17 protein-coding genes are annotated in these 19535 nt (G+C 71.8%); 6 read left to right on the forward strand and 11 right to left on the reverse strand.

Annotation, left to right across the window (positions count from 1 at the left end):
- Nucleotides 1–10: 10 nt before the first annotated feature.
- Nucleotides 11–691: a PAQR family membrane homeostasis protein TrhA gene (trhA, locus tag AMK10_RS03565; RefSeq protein WP_073744612.1), complete on the reverse strand. Its 681-nt coding sequence runs from the start codon at nucleotides 689–691 to the stop codon at nucleotides 11–13.
- Between the two features lie 207 nt (nucleotides 692–898).
- Here trhA and AMK10_RS03570 point away from each other — a divergent pair, with 207 nt between their 5' ends.
- On the forward strand, nucleotides 899–2725 hold the full coding sequence (locus AMK10_RS03570) for a phosphoenolpyruvate carboxykinase (GTP) (protein ID WP_073744615.1): 1827 nt from the start codon (nucleotides 899–901) through the stop codon (nucleotides 2723–2725).
- 269 nt (nucleotides 2726–2994) lie between these two features.
- Complete coding sequence (locus AMK10_RS03575; protein WP_073744617.1) at nucleotides 2995–4731, forward strand: hypothetical protein; 1737 nt, start codon at nucleotides 2995–2997, stop codon at nucleotides 4729–4731.
- A 118-nt stretch (nucleotides 4732–4849) separates the two neighbouring features.
- On the opposite strand, the gene AMK10_RS03580 is transcribed toward AMK10_RS03575, so the two are convergent.
- From AMK10_RS03580 to AMK10_RS03605, 6 genes are all read right to left on the reverse strand, one after another.
- On the reverse strand, nucleotides 4850–5248 hold the full coding sequence (locus AMK10_RS03580) for an SCO4983 family protein (protein ID WP_073744619.1): 399 nt from the start codon (nucleotides 5246–5248) through the stop codon (nucleotides 4850–4852).
- Between the two features lie 80 nt (nucleotides 5249–5328).
- The gene (locus AMK10_RS03585; protein ID WP_073744621.1) at nucleotides 5329–6540 is read right to left on the reverse strand and encodes a pyridoxal phosphate-dependent aminotransferase; all 1212 of its coding nucleotides are present in this window, start codon (nucleotides 6538–6540) and stop codon (nucleotides 5329–5331) included.
- A gap of 248 nt (nucleotides 6541–6788) precedes the next feature.
- The gene (locus tag AMK10_RS03590) at nucleotides 6789–7601 is read right to left on the reverse strand and encodes an arylamine N-acetyltransferase family protein (protein ID WP_073744623.1); all 813 of its coding nucleotides are present in this window, start codon (nucleotides 7599–7601) and stop codon (nucleotides 6789–6791) included.
- Between the two features lie 82 nt (nucleotides 7602–7683).
- Nucleotides 7684–8919, reverse strand: a complete 1236-nt coding sequence (locus AMK10_RS03595; protein WP_073744625.1) for a metal-dependent hydrolase family protein — start codon at nucleotides 8917–8919, stop codon at nucleotides 7684–7686.
- 47 nt (nucleotides 8920–8966) lie between these two features.
- Nucleotides 8967–9437 carry a GAF domain-containing protein gene (locus AMK10_RS03600; RefSeq protein ID WP_073744627.1) on the reverse strand — a complete coding sequence of 157 codons (471 nt, stop codon included), beginning with the start codon at nucleotides 9435–9437 and terminating at the stop codon, nucleotides 8967–8969.
- Complete coding sequence (locus AMK10_RS03605; protein ID WP_073744629.1) at nucleotides 9434–10882, reverse strand: MFS transporter; 1449 nt, start codon at nucleotides 10880–10882, stop codon at nucleotides 9434–9436. The genes AMK10_RS03600 and AMK10_RS03605 overlap by 4 nt, the downstream gene beginning before the upstream one ends.
- Before the next feature lie 213 nt (nucleotides 10883–11095).
- Here AMK10_RS03605 and AMK10_RS36875 point away from each other — a divergent pair, with 213 nt between their 5' ends.
- Nucleotides 11096–12199 carry a MurR/RpiR family transcriptional regulator gene (locus AMK10_RS36875; RefSeq protein ID WP_198959611.1) on the forward strand — a complete coding sequence of 368 codons (1104 nt, stop codon included), beginning with the start codon at nucleotides 11096–11098 and terminating at the stop codon, nucleotides 12197–12199.
- 21 nt (nucleotides 12200–12220) lie between these two features.
- On the opposite strand, the gene eno is transcribed toward AMK10_RS36875, so the two are convergent.
- Complete coding sequence (gene eno, locus AMK10_RS03615; RefSeq protein ID WP_073744631.1) at nucleotides 12221–13522, reverse strand: phosphopyruvate hydratase; 1302 nt, start codon at nucleotides 13520–13522, stop codon at nucleotides 12221–12223.
- Between the two features lie 190 nt (nucleotides 13523–13712).
- On the opposite strand from eno, the gene AMK10_RS03620 reads away from it, so the two are divergent.
- Entirely contained in the window at nucleotides 13713–14135 is a 423-nt protein-coding gene (locus AMK10_RS03620) for a MarR family winged helix-turn-helix transcriptional regulator (RefSeq protein ID WP_073744633.1), read from the forward strand.
- A gap of 12 nt (nucleotides 14136–14147) precedes the next feature.
- Here AMK10_RS03620 and AMK10_RS03625 read toward each other — a convergent pair whose 3' ends face one another.
- Nucleotides 14148–14672, reverse strand: a complete 525-nt coding sequence (locus AMK10_RS03625; RefSeq protein WP_073744635.1) for a MarR family winged helix-turn-helix transcriptional regulator — start codon at nucleotides 14670–14672, stop codon at nucleotides 14148–14150.
- 39 nt (nucleotides 14673–14711) lie between these two features.
- Between AMK10_RS03625 and AMK10_RS03630 the strand changes: the two genes are divergently transcribed.
- The gene (locus AMK10_RS03630) at nucleotides 14712–15608 is read left to right on the forward strand and encodes a DMT family transporter (protein WP_198959612.1); all 897 of its coding nucleotides are present in this window, start codon (nucleotides 14712–14714) and stop codon (nucleotides 15606–15608) included.
- Between the two features lie 128 nt (nucleotides 15609–15736).
- Nucleotides 15737–16582, forward strand: a complete 846-nt coding sequence (locus tag AMK10_RS03635) for a S1 family peptidase (protein WP_073744637.1) — start codon at nucleotides 15737–15739, stop codon at nucleotides 16580–16582.
- A gap of 9 nt (nucleotides 16583–16591) precedes the next feature.
- Here the strand turns inward: AMK10_RS03635 and AMK10_RS03640 are convergent, their stop codons facing one another.
- On the reverse strand, nucleotides 16592–18214 hold the full coding sequence (locus tag AMK10_RS03640; RefSeq protein WP_073744639.1) for an N-acyl-D-amino-acid deacylase family protein: 1623 nt from the start codon (nucleotides 18212–18214) through the stop codon (nucleotides 16592–16594).
- A 40-nt stretch (nucleotides 18215–18254) separates the two neighbouring features.
- A complete protein-coding gene (locus tag AMK10_RS03645) occupies nucleotides 18255–19526 on the reverse strand; it encodes an amino acid deaminase (RefSeq protein ID WP_073746026.1) in 1272 nt (423 codons plus the stop codon).
- Nucleotides 19527–19535: the final 9 nt, after the last annotated feature.

The following is a 19535-nucleotide window of genomic DNA, read 5'->3' on the forward strand; positions in this document are numbered from 1 at the left end:
TACGGGCGGATCACTGCTGGTAGGCGACCAGCGAGATGCCGACGTAGTGCACGATGAACGCCGCCAGGGTCAGCGAGTGGAACACCTCGTGGAAGCCGAACCAGCGCGGTGACGGGTTCGGCCGCTTGAGGCCGTAGATGACGCCGCCCGCGCTGTAGAGCAGCCCGCCGACGACGACGAGGACCAGCACCGCGATGCCGCCGGCGCGCATGAAGTCCGGCAGGAAGAAGACCGCGGCCCAGCCCATCGCGATGTAGCAGGGCGTGTAGAGCCAGCGCGGGGCGCCGACCCAGAAGACGCGGAAGGCGATGCCCGCCGCCGCGGCGCCCCAGACCGCCCACATGAGCGGCCGGCCGGTGGCCTCGGGCAGCAGCAGGAGCGTGAGCGGGGTGTAGGTGCCCGCGATGATCAGGAAGATGTTCGCGTGGTCCAGCCTGCGCAGCACCGCCTCGCCGCGCGGGCCCCACGTGCCGCGGTGGTAGACCGCGCTCACGCCGAAGAGCAGGCAGGCGGTGAGTATGTAGACGGCGCAGGCAACCCGCGCGCGCGTGCTGTCGGCGAGGGCGATCAGCGTGATGCCGGCGATGACCACCGCGGGGAACATGCCCGCGTGCAGCCAGCCGCGCATCCGTGGTTTGACCGGTACGGGGTCGGTGAGCTCGACGGGTCCGGACGCCGCGGCAGAAGTCATGTCCGCATGCTACCTACGCCCCCGTAGGTCGCCGCCATGAGTGGCGATGCTCACGTGGGCGGCCCTCTGGACATATGGGCGAGTTGGTCGGATGATCAAATGAGTGCGGTCGGCACCGGATGAGCGCCAGGGGAATTCGAAGGGGTCAGCATCCGGGTCGCAGCCCCCACGGGGCCTGACAACACACCCTCTTCACAAGGAGCGATCGTGGCGCGAGACATCGCGGCTCCCCTCACTGTTCCCACTCGGCACCAGGAGCTCGTCTCCTGGGTGGACGAGATCGCGGCCCTCACCCAGCCGGACCGCGTGGTCTGGTGCGACGGTTCCGAGGCCGAGTACGAGCGCCTGTGCGAGGAGCTCGTCGCCAAGGGCACCTTCACCGGGCTCGACCCGGTCAAGCGTCCCAACTCGTACTACGCCGCCTCCGACCCGAGCGATGTCGCCCGCGTCGAGGACCGCACCTACATCTGCTCCGAGAAGGAGGAGGACGCGGGCCCGACGAACCACTGGAAGGCCCCCGCCGAGATGCGGGAGATCTTCGCCGGCGAGAAGGGTGTCTTCCGCGGCTCCATGCGCGGCCGCACGATGTACGTCGTCCCCTTCTGCATGGGCCCCGTCGGCTCGCCGCTCTCCGCGATCGGCGTCGAGATCACCGACTCCGCGTACGTCGCCGTCTCGATGCGCACCATGACGCGCATGGGCCAGGAGGTCCTGGACGAGCTCGGCGCCGACGGCTTCTTCGTGAAGGCCGTCCACACGCTCGGCGCCCCCCTGGCCGACGGCGAGGCCGACGTCCCGTGGCCCTGCAACTCCACCAAGTACATCTCCCACTTCCCCGAGGACCGCGAGATCTGGTCCTACGGCTCGGGCTACGGCGGCAACGCCCTGCTCGGCAAGAAGTGCTACGCCCTGCGCATCGCCTCCGTCATGGCCCGCGACGAGGGCTGGCTCGCCGAGCACATGCTGATCCTCAAGCTCACCCCGCCGCGCGGTGAGTCGAAATACGTCGCCGCCGCCTTCCCGAGCGCCTGCGGCAAGACCAACCTCGCCATGCTGGAGCCCACGATCTCCGGCTGGACCGTCGAGACCATCGGCGACGACATCGCCTGGATGCGCTTCGGCGAGGACGGTCAGCTGTACGCGATCAACCCCGAGGCCGGCTTCTTCGGCGTCGCGCCCGGCACGGGCGAGCACACCAACGCCAACGCGATGAAGACGATGTGGGGCAACTCCGTCTTCACCAACGTCGCGCTCACCGACGACGGTGACGTGTGGTGGGAGGGCATGACCGAGGAGGCGCCCGCGCACCTCACGGACTGGAAGGGCAACGACTGGACGCCCGAGTCCGGTACGCCCGCCGCCCACCCCAACGCCCGCTTCACCGTCCCGGCCGGCCAGTGCCCGATCATCGCGCCGGAGTGGGAGGACCCGAAGGGCGTGCCGATCTCGGCGATCCTCTTCGGTGGCCGCCGCGCCTCCGCCGTACCGCTGGTCACCGAGTCCTTCACCTGGCAGCACGGCGTCTTCCTCGGGGCCAACGTCGCCTCCGAGAAGACCGCCGCCGCCGAGGGCAAGGTCGGCGAGCTGCGCCGCGACCCGTTCGCCATGCTGCCGTTCTGCGGCTACAACATGGGCGACTACATGAAGCACTGGGTCAGCGTCGGCGCCGACAAGGCGGACCAGTCGAAGCTCCCGAAGATCTACTACGTCAACTGGTTCCGCAAGAACGCCGCGGGCCAGTTCGTGTGGCCCGGCTTCGGTGAGAACAGCCGCGTCCTGAAGTGGATCGTCGAGCGCCTGGAGGGCACGGCCGAGGGCGTCGAGACGCCCATCGGAATCCTGCCGGCCAAGGGGTCCCTGGACACCGAGGGTCTCGACCTCTCCGAGTCCGACCTCGACTTCCTGCTCGACGTCGACAAGGAGGTCTGGCGCGAGGAGGCGGCGCTCATCCCCGAGCACCTCAACACCTTCGGCGACCACACGCCCCAGGAGCTGTGGGACGAGTACCACGCGCTGGTGCGGCGCCTCGGCTGACCCGCCCTCGTTCCCCGCGGACGGGCCCCGTCGACATCCGCCCTGACCTGTGGGGTCATGGGCCCGCCGCGGTACGGCACCCGGAGCTCCCTCATCGCTCCGGGTGCCGCTCTCTTCCCGAAGGCGTCCGCCCACGGAACTCCGTCCCGATTCGGTCGAGAACGTCCCCGAATCGCCAACAACTTGCACACACAACCTCCACATCTGTTGCATGATGCTCGCAGGGCGCCGGAGTGACGCGGCGTCAACAACTCTGTGGGGGGACGCAGTTGAAGAGGTCAGGGAATGCCGGACGTGGTGTCGCGACCGTCGTCGCGCTCACGCTCGCCGGAGCGGGACTCACCGTGCTCGCGGCACCCGCCGCGCAAGCGGCGGACGACGACGTGGCCAAGCTGCCCATCACGTCGTTCTCCAGCATGGTGGTCGACTCCGAGCACGAACGCGTCTACATCAGTGACGACACCAGGAGCCTGAACACCAAGTCGTCGGTGCTCGTCTACAACTTCGAGGGCCAGCGGGTCGCCACGCTCACGAGCTCGCAGGGTGCCGTGGGCGGCATGGCGCTCTCCACGGACAGCACGAAGCTCTTCGTCTCGGAGATGGGCCGGATCGCCGCGTACGACACCGGGACGTATACGAAGTCCGTGCACACGTCGACCACGTACTGGGGCGAGTGCGGGCGTCAGGTCGCCTACTCGGGCGGCAAGGTGTGGCACACCGAGACACCGACCGCCAGCGGGTGCGAGCAGTACCGGAGCTACCTCTACGGCAGCACCCTCGGCTCGCCCACCTCGACGGGATGGGACGGCACCGGGAAGCTCTACTTCGCGACGGCGCCGGAGGCCCCGGACACCCTGGTCATGGGCCAGACGCTGAGCACGGCGGGGACCGATCCCTACCTCACCACCTTCGACAGCAGCGGTGACACGCTCGTCCGGGGGCCGCAGCGCCGCTTCGCGGACAGCACGGGGGCGGGTGGCCTCGACCTCAAGGACCTGGCGCTGTCCCCGGACGGCAACCGGATCGCGGTCGCCGACGCCGCGCACGGCACCCGGCTGCTGGACGCGGCCGACCTGTCGGACGCCCCGACGCCCTACCGCGCGCTGCCGGAGGGGGCGAAGGCTTCCGCCGTCGCCTTCAGCGGTGACGGCGAGTACATCGCGCGGGGTGCCGAGGCCACCGGTTCGACGCCCGACCTGCTGATCCAGAAGGCGGACCCGGAGGAGGGTACGTCGGCGTTCGAGTTCGCCTTCGAGGGCGAGCTCGACGGGGCCCGCGTCGTACCGCGCGGTCTCGCCTGGTCGAAGGACGGCTCCCGGCTCTTCGCCCTCACCATGAACGCGTCCGCCACGTCCTTCTGGCTGCACGTGATCCAGCCGCCGGCCGCCCAGTACGACTCACGCTTCACCGGGTCGCTGTCCACCAGCCCCGGTGCGCCTGTCGTCGGGGAACCGCTCGGCATCCGGGGCCGGCTCGAACTGGACGGTCCCGCGCCCGCGGAGCCGGTCAAGGTCTCGGCGGTGCGCCACGACGCCAACGGCGACCGCAAGCTGGCGGCCGTGGAGGTCGCGGAGGACGGTACCTTCACCGTCCTCGACGTCCCGTCGCTGGTCGGCGAGGCCACGTACACCCTGTCCTTCCTGGGTGACGTGACCCACCGCCCGGCCGAGGACGTCACCCTTCCGGTGACCGTGGCCAAGGCGCCGACGGCCATCACGCTCACCGCTCCGGCCGAGACGACGAAGAACCAGAGCCTGCAGATCACCGGCACCCTGACCGGGCAGGGCCGGGCGCTGCCCCCGGGCATCACCCTGTCCGTGCAGCGGGCCGACAAGAAGGGCACCAACCCGCTCACGTCGGCGGCGGTCGCGGCCGACGGCACCTTCACGATCAACGACCTGGCGTCCGTCCGGGGCGAGGTCGTCTACACGGTCTCCTACGCCGGGGACGACGTGCACACCGCGTCGAGCGCCACGGCCACCGTGCGGGTCCGCGCCGCCGTCTGACCGCTCGCACGCCGGTCCGCCCCGACGGCATGAGGCCCGCGCGGCCCTTCCGGGCGGCGCGGGCCTCACGTGTGTGGCACCCGGTCCACGCGTCTTCGCGACCCGTGGACCGGGGCCGTCAGGGGGCGCCGACCAGAGCGGTCCGCGCGGAAGCGCCCGCGAGGGCGGCGGTGTGGGCGTCCATGGACTCGGCCGCGAGGATCGCGACGGCCGTGTCCGCGCGGGACGCGGCGACCAAGAGTGCCCGGCCCGCGAGGGCGTGGGCGCGGCGGTGCAGCGCCGCCGGGGACGCGCCGCTTCGTCCGGCGTGCCGTGCGGGCGGTGCCGTGCGGAGCCGGGCGATCTGTTCGGCGATGCGGTCGCCGTCCGCGGTCAGCCCCAGCTCGTCGGTGACGGCGAGCAGGGCGGCGAGGTGTCCGGCGAGCTGGATGTCCAGCTCGTCCTCGCGGCTGCGGTGCGGGAAATCGGCGTTGTCGGCCGATGTGTGGACCGATTTGGAGCGGATCGGCTCGTACATGGATGGCCTCCTGGCGTTGCAGTAAGCCCATCCTATCTTAGATTGAGTCTAAAGTTGTGCTGGGTCCTGTCGTGTCGGGATCAGGGCTGGCTGTAGCCGTCCAGGAACTTCCCGATACGGGTCACGGCGTCGGTCAGATCCTTCGCCGGCGGCAGCGTGACCACCCGGAAGTGGTCGGGTTCCGGCCAGTTGAAGCCCGTGCCCTGCACGACCATGATCTTCTCGGCCCGCAGCAGGTCGAGGACCATCTGCCGGTCGTCCTTGATCTTGAAGACCTTCGGGTCGAGCCTCGGGAAGAGATACAGCGCCCCCTTCGGCTTCACACAGGTCACGCCGGGGATCTGCGTCAGGAGGTCGTACGCCACGTCCCGCTGCTCCAGGATCCGTCCACCGGGCAGTACCAGCTCGTTGATCGACTGCCGGCCGCCGAGCGCGGTGGCCACGGCGTGCTGCGCGGGCATGTTGGCGCAGAGCCGCATGTTGGCCAGGACCGTCAGCCCCTCGATGTACGAGGAGGCGTGCGCCTTCGGGCCGCAGACCGCCATCCAGCCGGAGCGGTATCCCGCGATCCGGTAGTTCTTGGAGAGCCCGTTGAAGGTGAGGACCATCAGGTCGGGGGCGATGGCGGCGGTCGGGGTGTGGGTCGCGCCGTCGTAGAGGATGCGGTCGTAGATCTCGTCGGAGCAGACGACCAGGTTGTGGCGCCGGGCGATCTCCGTCAGCCCGCGCAGCATCTCGTCGTCGTAGACCGCACCCGTCGGGTTGTTCGGGTTGATGATCACCATGGCCTTGGTGCGGTCGGTGATCTTCCGCTCGACGTCCGCGAGGTCCGGCATCCAGTCGGACTGCTCGTCGCAGCGGTAGTGCACGGCCGTGCCGCCGGCCAGCGAGACCGAGGCGGTCCACAGCGGATAGTCCGGGGCGGGGACCAGCACCTCGTCGCCGTCGTCGAGCAGGGCCTGCATCGACATCTGGATCAGCTCGGAGACGCCGTTGCCCAGGTAGATGTCCTCGACGCCGAGGTCGATGCCCTTGGTCTGGTAGTGCTGCATCACCGCACGGCGTGCGGACAGCAGGCCCTTCGCGTCGCCGTAGCCGTGCGCGCCGGAGAGGTTGCGCAGGATGTCCTCGAGGATCTCCGGCGGGCACTCGAAACCGAACGCGGCGGGGTTGCCCGTGTTGAGCTTGAGGATGCGATGACCCGCCGCTTCGAGCCGCATGGCTTCTTCGAGCACGGGGCCGCGGATCTCGTAACAGACGCCGGAGAGCTTTGTGGACTGGATGACCTGCATGTCTGCGAGCTTACGACCGTGTTTCACGCGGTGCTCCCGGTTTGCCTGCCGGTTGCTCCCTCCGGGGGCGTCCGGCGGGGCGCCGGGTCTTCCATCGGCATGCCGCCCCGGCCGCGGACCGTGGGAACGGCCGGTCGGGGCGGGGCCGCGGCTTGGAATGCGGGCGTGCGGCGGAGGACCGGGTGAGATGCGCCACGCGGGGGCGCGCACGAAGGGCGTACGTGCGCCCCCGGCCCGGGTGCGGCCGGTCAGCCGGGCAGCACGGTCCCCTCGGGCAGCCGTACGCCGAAATCGTCCGCCAGTACCCGCAGGACCTCCGCCGGGCCGCCCAGCTCCCGCTCGGTGACGGTGCCGTCGTCGGCCGTCTCCACCAGCGTCCGCCCGGACAGGGCGCGGTGCAGGCCGGGCAGGGTGCGCTGGGCGTGGAGCGTCCGCCGGAACGGCGAGCGGGGGTTCGTCGCGATGTGCCAGTTGATGACCTCGTAGTCCGGGGCCTCGAACGGCTCCAGGGTGAACTCGTACTGCGGCTCCCAGTAGCCGCCCTTGTCCGCCTGGAGCTCCCACATCTCGAGCGGCCCGTCGTGCGGGGCGTGCACCAGCCGGTGGCGGCGCGGGGTGTCGAGCAGCTCCGCGTCCACCACCAGCGGGATCGGCTCCAGCAGCGCCCCGTGCGAACCGAAGCCGACGTCGGCCAGCCAGGGGGCGGACTCACCCTCCACGTCCACCTGCATCAGCATGTGCGTACGGGGCCGGACGTCACCCGGCGCCGCCCCCAGGACCACCCGCGCGGCCAGCAGCGTCACCCGGAAACCGAGCTGGGTCAGGGCGGCCGCGAGGAGGGTGTTGTGCTCGTAGCAGTAGCCGCCGCGCTCACCGCGGACGAGCTTCCTCTCCAGGTCGGGGAGCGCGAGGGAGGGCGCGCCGCCGAGGAGGGGTTCCAGATTCTCGAACGGGATGCCCAGCATGTGGGCGCGGTGCACGGACCGCAGCACCTCCACGGTGGGGCGGCGCTCCCCGGACCAGCCGATGCGGGCGAAGTAGGCGTCGAGGTCGAGTGTCATGGTCCGACACTACGCAGACACCTCGGGGGTTTCTCAAGTGTCTTCGCGGCACAGGAGATACGGGGAACGCGGCCCACGTGTGTCAGGCGGCGAGCGCCGATCCGCGCGCGGCGGACACGACCGAACCGCCCTGGACGACACCCGCCACGTTGGCCGGGTCCGCCAGGAAGCCGATGTCCGTCAGCGGGTCGCCCCGCAGCACCACCAGATCGGCGTGCGCGCCCGGCTCCAGGGTCCCGATGTCGCCCGTCAGGCCAAGGAGTTCGGCGGCCGTGGAAGTGGCCGCGCGGATCACGTCGATCGGTGCCTGCACCTCGGCGCGTATACGGAACTCCTCGTTCTGATGGCGGTGCATCCCGCCCAGGAGGTCGCTCCCGTACACCGTCCTGACCCCTCCGCGCGCGGCCCGTTCCAGGGCCGCGAGCCCCTGCCCCAGCACCTCGTCGACCTTGCGGTGGCTGTCGGCGGGCAGGCCGAACTCGGGGCCCTCCTTCTTGAGCGCCCAGTAGGTCACCAGCGTCGGCACGAGGAACGCGTCGTGCTCGGCGAACAGCCGTACGCTCTCGTCGTCCAGCAGGTTCCCGTGCTCGATCGACCGGATACCGGCCCGCAGCGCCCGGTTGACCGCGCGCGCGGTGTAGGCGTGCGCGGCGACGTAACGGTTCGCCGCCTCCGCCTCCTCGACCACGGCGCGCAGCTCGTCCATGGAGTACTGGGTGGAGTCGATGCGGTCGGTGGGCGAGGCCACGCCCCCGGAGGCCATCACCTTGAGGTGGTGCGCGCCCTTGCGGAGCTCGTCGCGCGCCGCGGCCCGCACGGCGTCGACGCCGTCGGCGACCCGGCCGAGGCCCGCGCAGCAGGGGTGGTCGTCGCTGACCCGGGTGCCACGGCCCCGGCTGTCGCCGTGCCCGCCGGTCTGGCTGAGCGCACGGCCGCAGAACAGCAGCCGGGGGCCGCGCAGCAGCCCCTCCTCCTGGGCGTCGCACAGCCCGTAGTCGGCGCCCGACGCGTCCCGGACGGTGGTGAAGCCCCGGTCGAGCATGCCGCTCATGATCCGGGCGCTGTGGGCCGCGACGTAACTGGGGGACGAGGACGGCAGCGCGCCGAGGTCGGCGGTGGAGGCCGTCACATGGACATGGGCGTCGATCAGGCCCGGCAGCACGTGTGCGCCGGCCAGGTCGACGGACCTGACGCCGTCGGGGGCGCGCAGCCCGGTGCCGGTCTCGACGACGCGCCCGTCGGCGCACCGCAGATCGGCCTCCTGGTAGTCGCCGGTGGCCACATCGAGCAGGCGGGCGTTGCGCAGCAGCAGGGACAAGGGGGTCTCCTCGGTGAATCTGGCGTACGGGGTGCGGGTGCCGGGGGTCAGCGGGCGGTGCCGTCCGCCCGCTCGGCGGCGGCGCGCAGGTCGGGGACCGCGCGGGCGGCGAGGGAGCCGAGGACCCGTACGGACTCCTCGTCGTAACTGCCCTCGGCGTCCAGCACGTTGAGCATGCCCAGCGTGCGGCCGTCCTCGACCACGGGGACGTTGACCACCGCGCCGCAGCCGAGTTCGTCGATGACCCGGTGGTCGGCGAAGACCTCGCGCACGGCGGCCCGGTCGGCGCCCAGATAGGGCAGCTGCCGTTCGATGCACTGCTCGAGCCAGCCGCCGGACACCTCGACGGACTTCTCCCCGCCGACCGGGTACTCGTCCGGGTGGCTGCTGTGGACGCGGTGCAGGACGCGCCGCCCGGGGAGCCAGACGAAGACGGTGAAGAGGCGGACACCCACGGTCGTGCGGATCTCCTCCTCCAGCGCGGGGAGCAGGCCAGGGGTCGTGGACGTGTCGCTCATCGGGAGGTCACCTCGGTCGTCTCGGGGGTGGAGGGGGAAGGGGTGGTCGCTGTGCCGGAGCCGGAGCGCGCCGGGCCGGGTTCGGTGAGTTCCTCCAGGGAGCGTCCCGCCGTGCTGACCCCGAAGAGCACCGTGCAGATGACGCCGACCGCGAGGACGGCGGTGGTCAGGCCGAAGACACCGGCGAAGCCGAAGCTCGCGGAGGAGACACCGATGATCACCGGGGCGAGGATGGAGCCGACCCGGCCGAAGGCGCTGGACAGGCCCGTTCCGCTGGCCCTGATCCAGGTCGGGAAGACCTCGGGGGTGTAGGAGTAGACGCCCGCGTAGGTGCCGTTGAGGAAGAAGGAGAGCACCGCTCCGGCCAGGGTGATCGATGCCGGGGTGGTGGTCTGGCTGAGCCAGAAGGCGCTGAGGGCGGAGCCGGTGAGATAGAGGGCGATGACGTTCTTGCGGTCGAGCCGCTCGGAGAGCCAGGCCGCGGAGAAGTACCCGGGTATCTGCGCCAGGTAGATGATGATCGAGAACTCGAAGCTCTTGGTGACGGTGATGCCGCGCTGGATCAGCAGGGTCGGGATCCAGGAGAAGAAGCCGTAGTACGAGAACGTGATCACGAACCAGATCAGCCAGGTGATCGCCGTGCGGCGGGCCATTCTGCCGCTCCACAGGTACTTCAGCGCACCGAACAGGCCCAGGGCGGGCCGGGCGGGAGCGACCGTGGCCCGCGCCTTCGCGGTGTCCTCCACCGGTACGGGCGGCAGCGGCTTGCCGATGGCCTTCTCGACCTTGCGTTCGAGGTCGGCGACCACCTGCTCAGCCGCCGCGACGTCGCCCCTGGCGAGCAGGTAGCGCGGTGACTCGGGCAGGGAACGCCGCCACCAGAGCAGCATCACCACCGGCAGGGCGGTGATCACCTGGGCGACGCGCCACCCCTCGGGGACGGTGGGGACGACGAAGCGCCCGATGAGTGCGGCGGCGACGAAACCGAAGGAGAAGAAGCCGGCGAGCGCCCCGACGAACCAGCCCCGGCGCGCGGCCGGCACGAACTCCGAGAGGAACGGGGCGATGATGGCGCTCTCCGCGCCCGCTCCCGCCCCGGCCAGCACACGGGCCCCCAGGAAGAGTTCGTAGTTGGGCGCGAAGGCCGCCACCAGGGAGAAGAAGGCGTAGAAGGCGAGCGCCCACATCATCACCTTGCGGCGGCCGATGCGGTCTCCCAGCAGTCCGGCGGCCACTGCCCCGAAGAGGAAGCCGAAGGGCGACGCGGAGCCGATCAGCCCGAGCGCGCCGTTGCTGAGGTCCCAGGCCTCCTGCGCGCTGGGCATCAGGAAGGCGACGACGGCCGAGTCCATCCCGTCGAAGGTGTAGCCGAGGCCGCCGATCAGGAGCAGGGCGTAATGGGGCTTGCTCAGCGGCAGCCGGTCCAGTCGGGCCAACAGCGTCATGCCGCACCTCCAGGTCTTCGAGTTGGAGGCAACGTAATATGCAAAATTAAAGAACTGCAATGGTTGTTGCAGATTTTTCTGATCGTTACACCGGTAACCTGGGCCGGAAACACGGCGGCGAGCGGCGAGCGCGGGCGACTCGCGCGTACGTCTCCCCGCGAGCCGGCCGCGGACCCGCCTCACGGGGGCCGCGGAGAACAGAGGGAGGGCCCAGTGGCGGCAGCAGGATCCGGCGCCGACGGTGACGCGCCCGACGCGGGCGCGGCCCTCGGCCCGGGTGCCGCCACCGATTCAGGTGCGGCCCACGATCCGGGTGACGGCTTCGAGGCGGGTTCCGCTCCCGGCGCGGGCCAGGCCCGAGGCGCGGGTGCCGCTCCCGCCGCGGGTGGGGCCCTCGGTCCGGGTGCCGGCTCCGGCGCGGGCGACGGTTTCGATGCGGGGGACAGCTTCGAGGAGTGGCTGCGCGGCCGCCTCCCCGAGCGTGGTCTGCGCAGCAAGGGCACCGCGGTCCTGGACGTCCTGCTCACACAGCCGCGGCGCGCCTCGTTCGCCTCGACCGCCGATCTGGCGTCCCTGGCGGGGGTGAACATCGCCACCGTCACCCGCACCGCCCAGGCCCTCGGATTCGCCGGCTGGCCCGCGCTCCAGCAGGAGCTGAGGGCGCGTTACCTCTCCGCGCTCAGCGCCCCCGACGTCGCGGCGGAGCACCATGCGACGGACGGGGTGGCGGACGCGTCGCTGCGCCGCGACCTCGACAGTCTCGCCCTGCTGACCCGGCGGCTCGACGGCGGCGCCATCCGGAGGGTCGCCGAGGCGGTCGCGGGCGCGCGGCACACGGTCGTGGTCGCCGACGGCAGCTACGCGGCGACCGGCATCGCCTTCGCGCACAACGCGCGGCTGGCCGGCTACCGCATCACCGCCATCACCGGCGGGGACGCCCAACTGGCCAATGTCATCTCCGACATGACGGACGAGGACGCGCTCGTCGCCATCAGCTTCTGGCGGCTCTACGCCAGCACCGTCCTCGCCGCCGGAGAGGCGCACCGGCGCGGCGCCAAGGTGTTCGCCCTCACGGACGCGGCGAGCCCGGCCCTCACGGAGGCGGCGGACGAGGTCGTGCTCGTCCCCGCCGAGGGCGTCTCGTTCTTCCCCTCGCTCACGGCCGGAACCGCGGTGGTGCAGGCCGTCGTCGCGGAGCTCGCCGCCATCGACCCCGAGCGGACCCGCCGGGCCATCGAGGCGGCGGAGGCCCAGTGGGACCGCTTCGGACTGCTGCACCGGCGCCCCCGTCCGCGCAACGGGGGCGCCGACCACTGAGGGCCGTCCCGGCGCCGCCCGTCAGGAGCGGTTCAGCACCGCTCCGCCCGCGTACCGCGCGGACGCGCCCAACTCCTCCTCGATCCTGATGAGCTGGTTGTACTTCGCGGTGCGGTCGGACCGGGACAGTGAGCCGGTCTTGATCTGGCCGCAGCCCGTCGCCACCGCGAGGTCCGCGATGGTGGTGTCCTCCGTCTCGCCCGAACGGTGGGACATGACGGCGGTCCAGCCCGCGCGGTGCGCGGTGGCGACCGTGGCGAGGGCCTCGGTCAGGGTGCCGATCTGGTTGACCTTGACCAGCACCGAGTTGCCGGCGCCGGTGCGGATGCCCTCGCGCAGCAGGGTCTCGTTCGTGCAGAACACGTCGTCGCCGGTGAGCTGGCAGCGGTCGCCCACGCGGGCGGTCAGCTCCCGCCAGCCGTCCCAGTCATCCTCGGCCATCGGGTCCTCGATGGAGACGACCGGGTAGGAGTCGATCAGCTTCGCCAGGTAGTCGGCGTGCTCGGACGGCGTACGGCTCACACCCTCGCCCGCGTACACGTACGCGCCGTCCCGGAAGAACTCCGACGAGGCCGGGTCCATGATCAGGCCGATGTCCGTGCCCGGCCGGTACCCCGTGCGCTCGACGGCGGCCATGACGAAGTCGAGCGCCTCCTCGGCGGTACGGAGCGCGGGCGCGAAGCCGCCCTCGTCGCCGACGCCCGTGGAGTGCCCCGCGGACAGAAGATCGCGGCGGAGCGTGTGGAAGATCTCGGAGCCCATGCGGACGGCCTCCGCGAAGGTCTCCGCGCCGACCGGGGCGATCATGAACTCCTGGAAGTCCAGCGGGTTGTCGGCGTGGGCGCCGCCGTTGACGATGTTCATCATCGGCAGGGGGAGGAGGCGGGCGTCGGCGCCGCCGAGGTAGCGGTAGAGCGGCTGGCGGTGGGACGCGGCGGCGGCCTTCGCGGTGGCGAGGGAGACCCCCAGGAGCGCGTTGGCGCCGAGCCGGGACTTGTCGGCCGTGCCGTCGAGCGCGACGAGCGCCGCGTCGAGCCCCGCCTGATCGTCCGCGTCGAGCCCGGTGACCGCCGACGCGATGTCGCCGTTGACATGGGCGACCGCGCGGTCGACGCCCTTGCCGTGCCAGCGCCCGGAGTCTCCGTCCCGCAGCTCCACGGCTTCCCGTGCGCCGGTGGAGGCGCCGGAGGGGACGGCGGCGCGGCCGAGAGATCCGTCGGCGAGGAGGACATCGGCCTCGACGGTCGGGTTGCCCCGGCTGTCGAGGACCCTGCGGGCGGTGACGGACCGGATGACGGTGGATTCGACTGCTCTGGAAGCCATGGGAGGCCCTTCGCGTTGACGCGCGCCGCGGCCCTGCTGCGACAACGCTGGCGCGTGCCGCGACGACCTCGACTCTACAGCAATGCTGTTCAGTTCCGCTGTTCAGTTGTGCTGTTCAGTTCGGCTGTTCAGTCACGCTGTGCAGATGAGCTGCACAGCTTCGCTGGTGACCGCCGGGTTAAAGTGCCCTATGCCCACCCCGGAACCCGCCGCCGTCGCCACCGAACTGCGCAACGCGATGGGCAAACTGACCCGGCGCGTGAAGCACGAGGACCGGATTCCGCTCGGCCAGGTCTCCGTGCTCGGCACCCTCGACCGCGACGGGGCCATGACCACCAGCGACCTGGCGGCGGACCAGCGTGTACGGCCGCAGTCCATGGCCCGCGCGGTCGGGCTGCTCATGGAGCAGGGCCTCGTCGTCCGCAGGGCGCACCCCACGGACGGCCGCAAGTCCCTGGTGGAGCTCTCCCCGGCGGGGCGCGCCGCTCTCGACGCGGAGCGCGGGCGCAGGGCGGGCTGGCTCGCCCAGGCCATCGAGCTCGAACTCACCGGCGAGGAACGCGAGGTGCTGGCGCGCAGCGCCGCCCTGATGGAGCGGCTCGCCGGGCGCTGAGGCTCTTCGGGGTCAGTCGCCGGAGCGCGGCGGCTCGACGCGGGCCAGCCAGGCCGTCAGCAGCGACTCCAGCTGCCCGGCCTCCTCGGGGGACAGGGCGTCGAGCAGCGCGCGCTCGTTCCGCATGTGCGCCGTGAACGCCTGGTCGATCAGCTGCCGGCCCGCCGGGGTGAGCGCGACGACGCGCCCCCGGCCGTCGGCCGCCGAGCGGCGGCGGGTGACGAGGCCGTCGCGTTCGAGCCGGTCGATCCGCTTCGTCATGGCGCCCGTCGTGACCATGGTGTGCGCGGCGAGCTCGCCTGGGGCGCGCTCGTAGGGCTCGCCCGCGCGACGGAGTGCGGCGAGCACGTCGAACTCGCCCTCGCTCAGGCCGTGCCGGCGGTACACGGCGCACAGCTGCTCGGTGAGCAGTGCGCCCAGTCGGTGCAGCCGCCCGATCACGGCCTGTGGGCGCACATCGAGGTCCGGGCGCTCCCGGGTCCACTCGGCCTGGATCCGGGCCACATGGTCCAGCGGTTCTCCGGGGTGCTCCTGCATGACTTCACTATAGCTTCCCAGGAAGACATAATGGCTTCCATGGAAGCTAATCTGCGCTGGACGCTCGTCACGGCCGTGGCTCCGGTGTCCTGGGGCACGAACTACTTCGTCACCCACGCCTATCTGCCCGCGGGGGAGCCGCTGTACGGCGCCGCGATCAGGGCGCTGCCCGCCGGGCTGCTGCTCCTCGCCGTCCGCAGGGAGCTCCCGCGCGGCTCGTGGTGGTGGCGCAGCGCCGTCCTCGGTCTGCTCAACACGGGTGTCTTCTTCGCCCTGGTGTACATCGCCGCCCAGACGCTCCCGACCAGCCTGGCGTCGACGGTCATGGCGACCTCGCCGATGGTCATGATGGCGGTCGCCTGGGGGCTCGTCGCGGAGCGCCCCCACGCGCGCCACCTGGCCGGGGCGGTGCTCGGCGCCGGGGGAGTCGCGCTCATGCTGCTCACCGGCACGGCGTCGGCCTCGCCGGGCGGGGTGCTCGCCTCCGTCGCGGCCATGCTCCTGTCGTCCCTGGGGTACGTCCTCGCCAAGCGCTGGGGCGGCGAGGTCGACGTACTCGCCTCCACGTCCTGGCAGTTGACCGCGGGCGGGCTGCTGCTGCTGCCGTTCGCCGTGCTCGCCGAGGGTGCGCCGCCGCACCTGGACGGCCCGGCGCTGCTGGGCTTCGCCTATGTCGCCGTGGTGGCGACGGCCCTCGCCTTCGCCGCCTGGTTCGCCGGCCTGCGGCACCTGCCCGCCGCGACGGTCGGCCTGGTGGGGCTGCTCAACCCGGTCACCGGTGTGCTGCTGGGCACGCTGGTCGCGGGCGAGGTGCTCACGGCGCGGCAGTTGTGCGGGCTGGCCATGGTGCTGGCCGGAGTGCTTCTCGGGAGGCCGGTGGCCCGCAGGGCTGTCGATGCCCGCATGTCCTCGCGGATGCGGGGAGCGGCTCGCTGACCGGTGGGGCTCGCTGATCGCTGGGCGGCTTGATTTCGCCCCTTGTTGGATCTCCCCCGGATGCGCAAGCATGCGCATGTCAAACCGGAAGAACTCCGGTCACTGACGCATCTGGAGGGGACCCCCACATGAACAAGCCTCTCGTCGGCGCACTTCTTTCCGTCCTGTTCCTCGGGGCGGGCGTCGCACCCGCGGCGGCGTCCACGGCCACGAGCCCGGACACGACCGAGGCCCGCGCCCAGGCCGTGACCTTCGCCGGCACGGTCGCACTCAGCAACTGCTCGGGCTCCGTCGTCCGAGCGCCCTCGTCGCAGCCGGGCGATCCCGCCCTCGTCCTGTCCAACGGCCACTGCCTGGAGACCGGCTTCCCGGGCCCGGGTGAGGTCGTGCTCAACCGGTCGTCGACCCGCACCTTCACGCTGCTGAACGCGGCGGGCAGCGGTGTCGGCACCCTGCGCGCGTCCAAGATCGCGTACGGGACGATGACCGACACCGACGTCTCGCTGTACCAGCTGACCAGGACCTACGCCCAGATCGAGAGCTCCTACGGCATCAAGGCCCTGGAACTCGACGCGGCGCACCCGGTCGTGGGCACCGCGATCACGGTCGCGTCCGGCTACTGGAAGCGCACCTACAGCTGCGCCGTCGACGGGTTCGCGTACCGCCTGAAGGAGGGGGCCTGGACCTGGAAGGACTCGCTTCGCTACACCTCCGCCTGCCAGACCATCGGCGGTACGTCCGGATCCCCGGTGATCGACAACGCGACCGGCAAGGTGGTCGCCGTCAACAACACCGGGAACGAGGACGGGCAGCGGTGCACCGACAACAACCCGTGCGAGGTCGACGAGAACGGCACCGTGACGGTCCGCGAGGGCATCAACTACGCCCAGCAGACCTATGGCATCGTTCCGTGCATCGGCACCGGTAACCAGATCGACCTGAACCGGTCCGGCTGCGCGCTGCCCAAGCCGTAGCGGAGCGGCTCAGGCCGCCCGGCGTCCGCTGCCCCGCACCGCGCGGCCCGCGAGGGCGGAGGTCCGCCTGCCGTCCTCGATGACGAAGCGGCCGTCGATCAGGACGTGCGGGATGCCCACCGGGAGGGTGCGCGGCTCGTCGAAGGTCGATCCGGCCGCCACCGTGTCCGGGTCGAAGAGGACCAGGTCCGCCCGGTAGCCCTCGCGGACCAGGCCGCGGTCGGGCAGGCGCAGCCGGGCGGCGGGACGGGAGGTGAGGTGGGCGACGCACTCCTCCAGAGTGAGGATGCCCAGCTCGCGGGCGTACCGGCCGAGATACTGCGGGAAGGTCCCGTAGGCGCGGGGGTGCGGCTTGTCGCCCTGGAGGATGCCGTCGCTGCCGCCGGTGTGCACCCGGTGGCGCATGATCTGCCGGACGTTCTCCTCGTGGCCGACGTGCTGGAGGATCGTCGTGCCGAGCCTGTCCTCGACGAGCAGCCGACGGGCCGTCACCCAGGGCTCCTCGTCACGCAGCCGGGCGGACTCCGCCACCGTACGGCCGACGTACGAGGACAGGGCGGGCGAGCCGACGCCGGAGATCTCGATCGTGTCCCACTCGATCGGGACGCCGTGGCAGCCGTCGGAGCCCACGACCTCCAGATGGTGGCGGATCCGTTCGGCCGTGGCCGCGTCCGCGAGCCGGGTCAGCACCGACTCGGGCCCGCCCTCGCTCGCCCAGCTGGGCAGCATCGCGACGAGGGTCGTGCAGCCGGGGGTGTACGGGTAGGTGTCCAGGGAGATGTCGGCGCCCTCCGCGAGGGCCGCGTCCAGGAGGGCGAGGAGGTCGGGGGCCTTGCCCTTGTTCACCCCGAAGTTCATGGTGGCGTGCGCGAGATGCAGGGCGCAGCCGGCGTCGCGGGTGAGCCGCACCATCTCCTCGTACGCCTGGAGCGCTCCCGCCCCGTAGGAGCGGTGGTGCGGGCAGTAGTACCCGCCGTGGTCGGCCACCACCCGGCAGAGTTCGGTGAGTTCGGCGTCCTTGGCGTACATCCCGGGGGTGTACGTCAGGCCCGAGGACATGCCGACCGCGCCCTCGGCCATCCCCTGCGCGACGAGCTCCTTCATCCGCTCCAGCTCGGCGTCCGTGGCGGGGCGGTCGTCCCACCCGACCGCGAGCATCCGGACCGTGCCCTGCGGGATGAGGTAGGCGGCGTTGACGGCGATGCCCTGACCGCCGAAGTTGCGGTCGAGGCGGTCCAGATAGCCGCCGACGGTGCGCCAGTCGAAGTCGATGTCTGCGCCGTCGCCGTTCCACCCGGAGATGGAACGGCGGACCTCGGCGAGGGTGCGGTCGTCGGCGGGGGCGTACGACAGGCCGTCCTGGCCGAGGACCTCCAGGGTGACGCCCTGGGCGGCCTTCGCGCTGTGGTCGGGATCGCGCAGCAGGGCGAGATCGCTGTGCGCGTGCATGTCGATGAACCCCGGAGAGAGCGCGAGCCCGTCGGCGTCCAGGGTGCGGGCGGCGGTGGGGCGGGGGCCCCCGCCCTCCCCGCGGATCTCGGTGATCCGGCCGTCCGTGATGCCTACGTCGGCGCGGTAGGAGGGGGCGCCGGTGCCGTCGACGACGCGGGCGTCGCGGATGACCAGGTCCATGGGATGTCGCCTTTCGGGGTGGGGGAGGGGCCCGCCGGGATCAGAAGAAGGTGCGGATGTAGTCGGTGACGGTGCCGTCCGCCTCCACCAGCGGGATCAGCTGCCACTTGTCGAAGGACGTGCAGGGGTGGGAGAGCCCCATGCCGATCCAGTCGCCGACCTCCAGCTCGGCGTCGGCGTCCGTCCGTACCCAGCCGTGCTGGTCGGAGAGCCCGCTGACGGTGACACCGGTGGCCGGGCGTACCGAGCCGTCGCGTGCCGAGCGGACGACCTGTGCCTCGGGGAGGTCCAGGTCGTACGCGGCGTCCCGCTTCCCGGCGTTGACGAAGGCCTGCTCCGGGGTGGGGCGGGAGACGACCTGCGCCCAGAGCCGGAAGGCGGGCCGCAGCGCACCCTCCTCGGGGACCCGGTTGAAGGGGGTGAGGTGGCGGTAGTGCCCGTCGTCGTGGCTGACGTACGCACCGGAGCGGAGCAGCTTGAGGACCGGCCGGCTCAGCCCGGGGATCTCCGCGAAGACATCGGCGACGGCGTCGAACCAGGCGCTGCCGCCCGCGCTGACCAGGATCTCCTCGCCGTCCGCGAGCGCGTCGAAGCGGCCCGCCGCGTCGAAGTCCGCCGCCAGGGCGACGAGCCGGCGCAGCCACTCCCGGACCCGCTCGGGAGAGGCGTCCGGCACCTCGCCCTCGTAACCGGCGACACCCACCAGACGCAGGGTCGACGTGGCCGCCACCGCGTCGGCGACGGCCGCGCAGCCGGCCTCCGTGCGGGCGCCGGTACGGGCGCCCTGCCCGGCCCCCAGCTCCACCACGACGTCGACGGGGCGCACGGCGCCCGCCGCGCGCAGGGCCTCGTCCATCAGCTCGACACCGCGCACGGAGTCGGCGTAACAGGCGAAGGTGAAGTCCGGGTCGGCGTCCAGCTCGGCGGCGAGCCAGCGCAGCGCGACCGCGTCGACGAGCTCGTTGGCCAGGAAGATCCGCCGGATGCCGTACGCCCGGTAGACCCGCGCCTGGTGGGGCACGGCCGCGGTGATGCCCCAGGCCCCGTACTCCAGCTGGCGGGCGAAGAGCTGCGGGGACATCGACGTCTTGCCGTGCGGCGCGAAGGCCAGACCGTGCCGCTCGGCGTACGTCTCCAGGAGGGCGAGGTTGGCCTCGACCGACTCGGCGGACAGCGCCAGGACGGGCGTGGTGAAGCCTCCCGTGAAGAGGTTGCGGCGCTCGGCCGCCAGGGCGCCGACGGTCAGCCCCTCCGCGTCGGGCGGCAGGGCCTTGAAGCGGTGGTCGACCACCTCGTCGGCGAGCGTGGCCACGGGGCGCGC

It is taken from the genome of Streptomyces sp. CB02058, from assembly GCF_001905505.1.
GTDB lineage: Bacteria > Actinomycetota > Actinomycetes > Streptomycetales > Streptomycetaceae > Streptomyces.

Excerpts from the sequence above, each read along its gene's own strand:
- trhA (WP_073744612.1), bottom strand. The coding sequence starts at position 691 with ATGACTTCTGCCGCGGCGTCCGGACCCGTCGAGCTCACCGACCCCGTA.
- AMK10_RS03580 (WP_073744619.1), bottom strand. The coding sequence starts at position 5,248 with ATGTACGAGCCGATCCGCTCCAAATCGGTCCACACATCGGCCGACAAC.
- AMK10_RS03585 (WP_073744621.1), bottom strand. The coding sequence starts at position 6,540 with ATGCAGGTCATCCAGTCCACAAAGCTCTCCGGCGTCTGTTACGAGATC.
- AMK10_RS03590 (WP_073744623.1), bottom strand. The coding sequence starts at position 7,601 with ATGACACTCGACCTCGACGCCTACTTCGCCCGCATCGGCTGGTCCGGG.
- AMK10_RS03600 (WP_073744627.1), bottom strand. The coding sequence starts at position 9,437 with ATGAGCGACACGTCCACGACCCCTGGCCTGCTCCCCGCGCTGGAGGAG.
- AMK10_RS03605 (WP_073744629.1), bottom strand. The coding sequence starts at position 10,882 with ATGACGCTGTTGGCCCGACTGGACCGGCTGCCGCTGAGCAAGCCCCAT.
- eno (WP_073744631.1), bottom strand. The coding sequence starts at position 13,522 with ATGGCTTCCAGAGCAGTCGAATCCACCGTCATCCGGTCCGTCACCGCC.
- AMK10_RS03620 (WP_073744633.1), top strand. The coding sequence starts at position 13,713 with ATGCCCACCCCGGAACCCGCCGCCGTCGCCACCGAACTGCGCAACGCG.
- AMK10_RS03625 (WP_073744635.1), bottom strand. The coding sequence starts at position 14,672 with ATGCAGGAGCACCCCGGAGAACCGCTGGACCATGTGGCCCGGATCCAG.
- AMK10_RS03630 (WP_198959612.1), top strand. The coding sequence starts at position 14,712 with ATGGAAGCTAATCTGCGCTGGACGCTCGTCACGGCCGTGGCTCCGGTG.
- AMK10_RS03635 (WP_073744637.1), top strand. The coding sequence starts at position 15,737 with ATGAACAAGCCTCTCGTCGGCGCACTTCTTTCCGTCCTGTTCCTCGGG.
- AMK10_RS03640 (WP_073744639.1), bottom strand. The coding sequence starts at position 18,214 with ATGGACCTGGTCATCCGCGACGCCCGCGTCGTCGACGGCACCGGCGCC.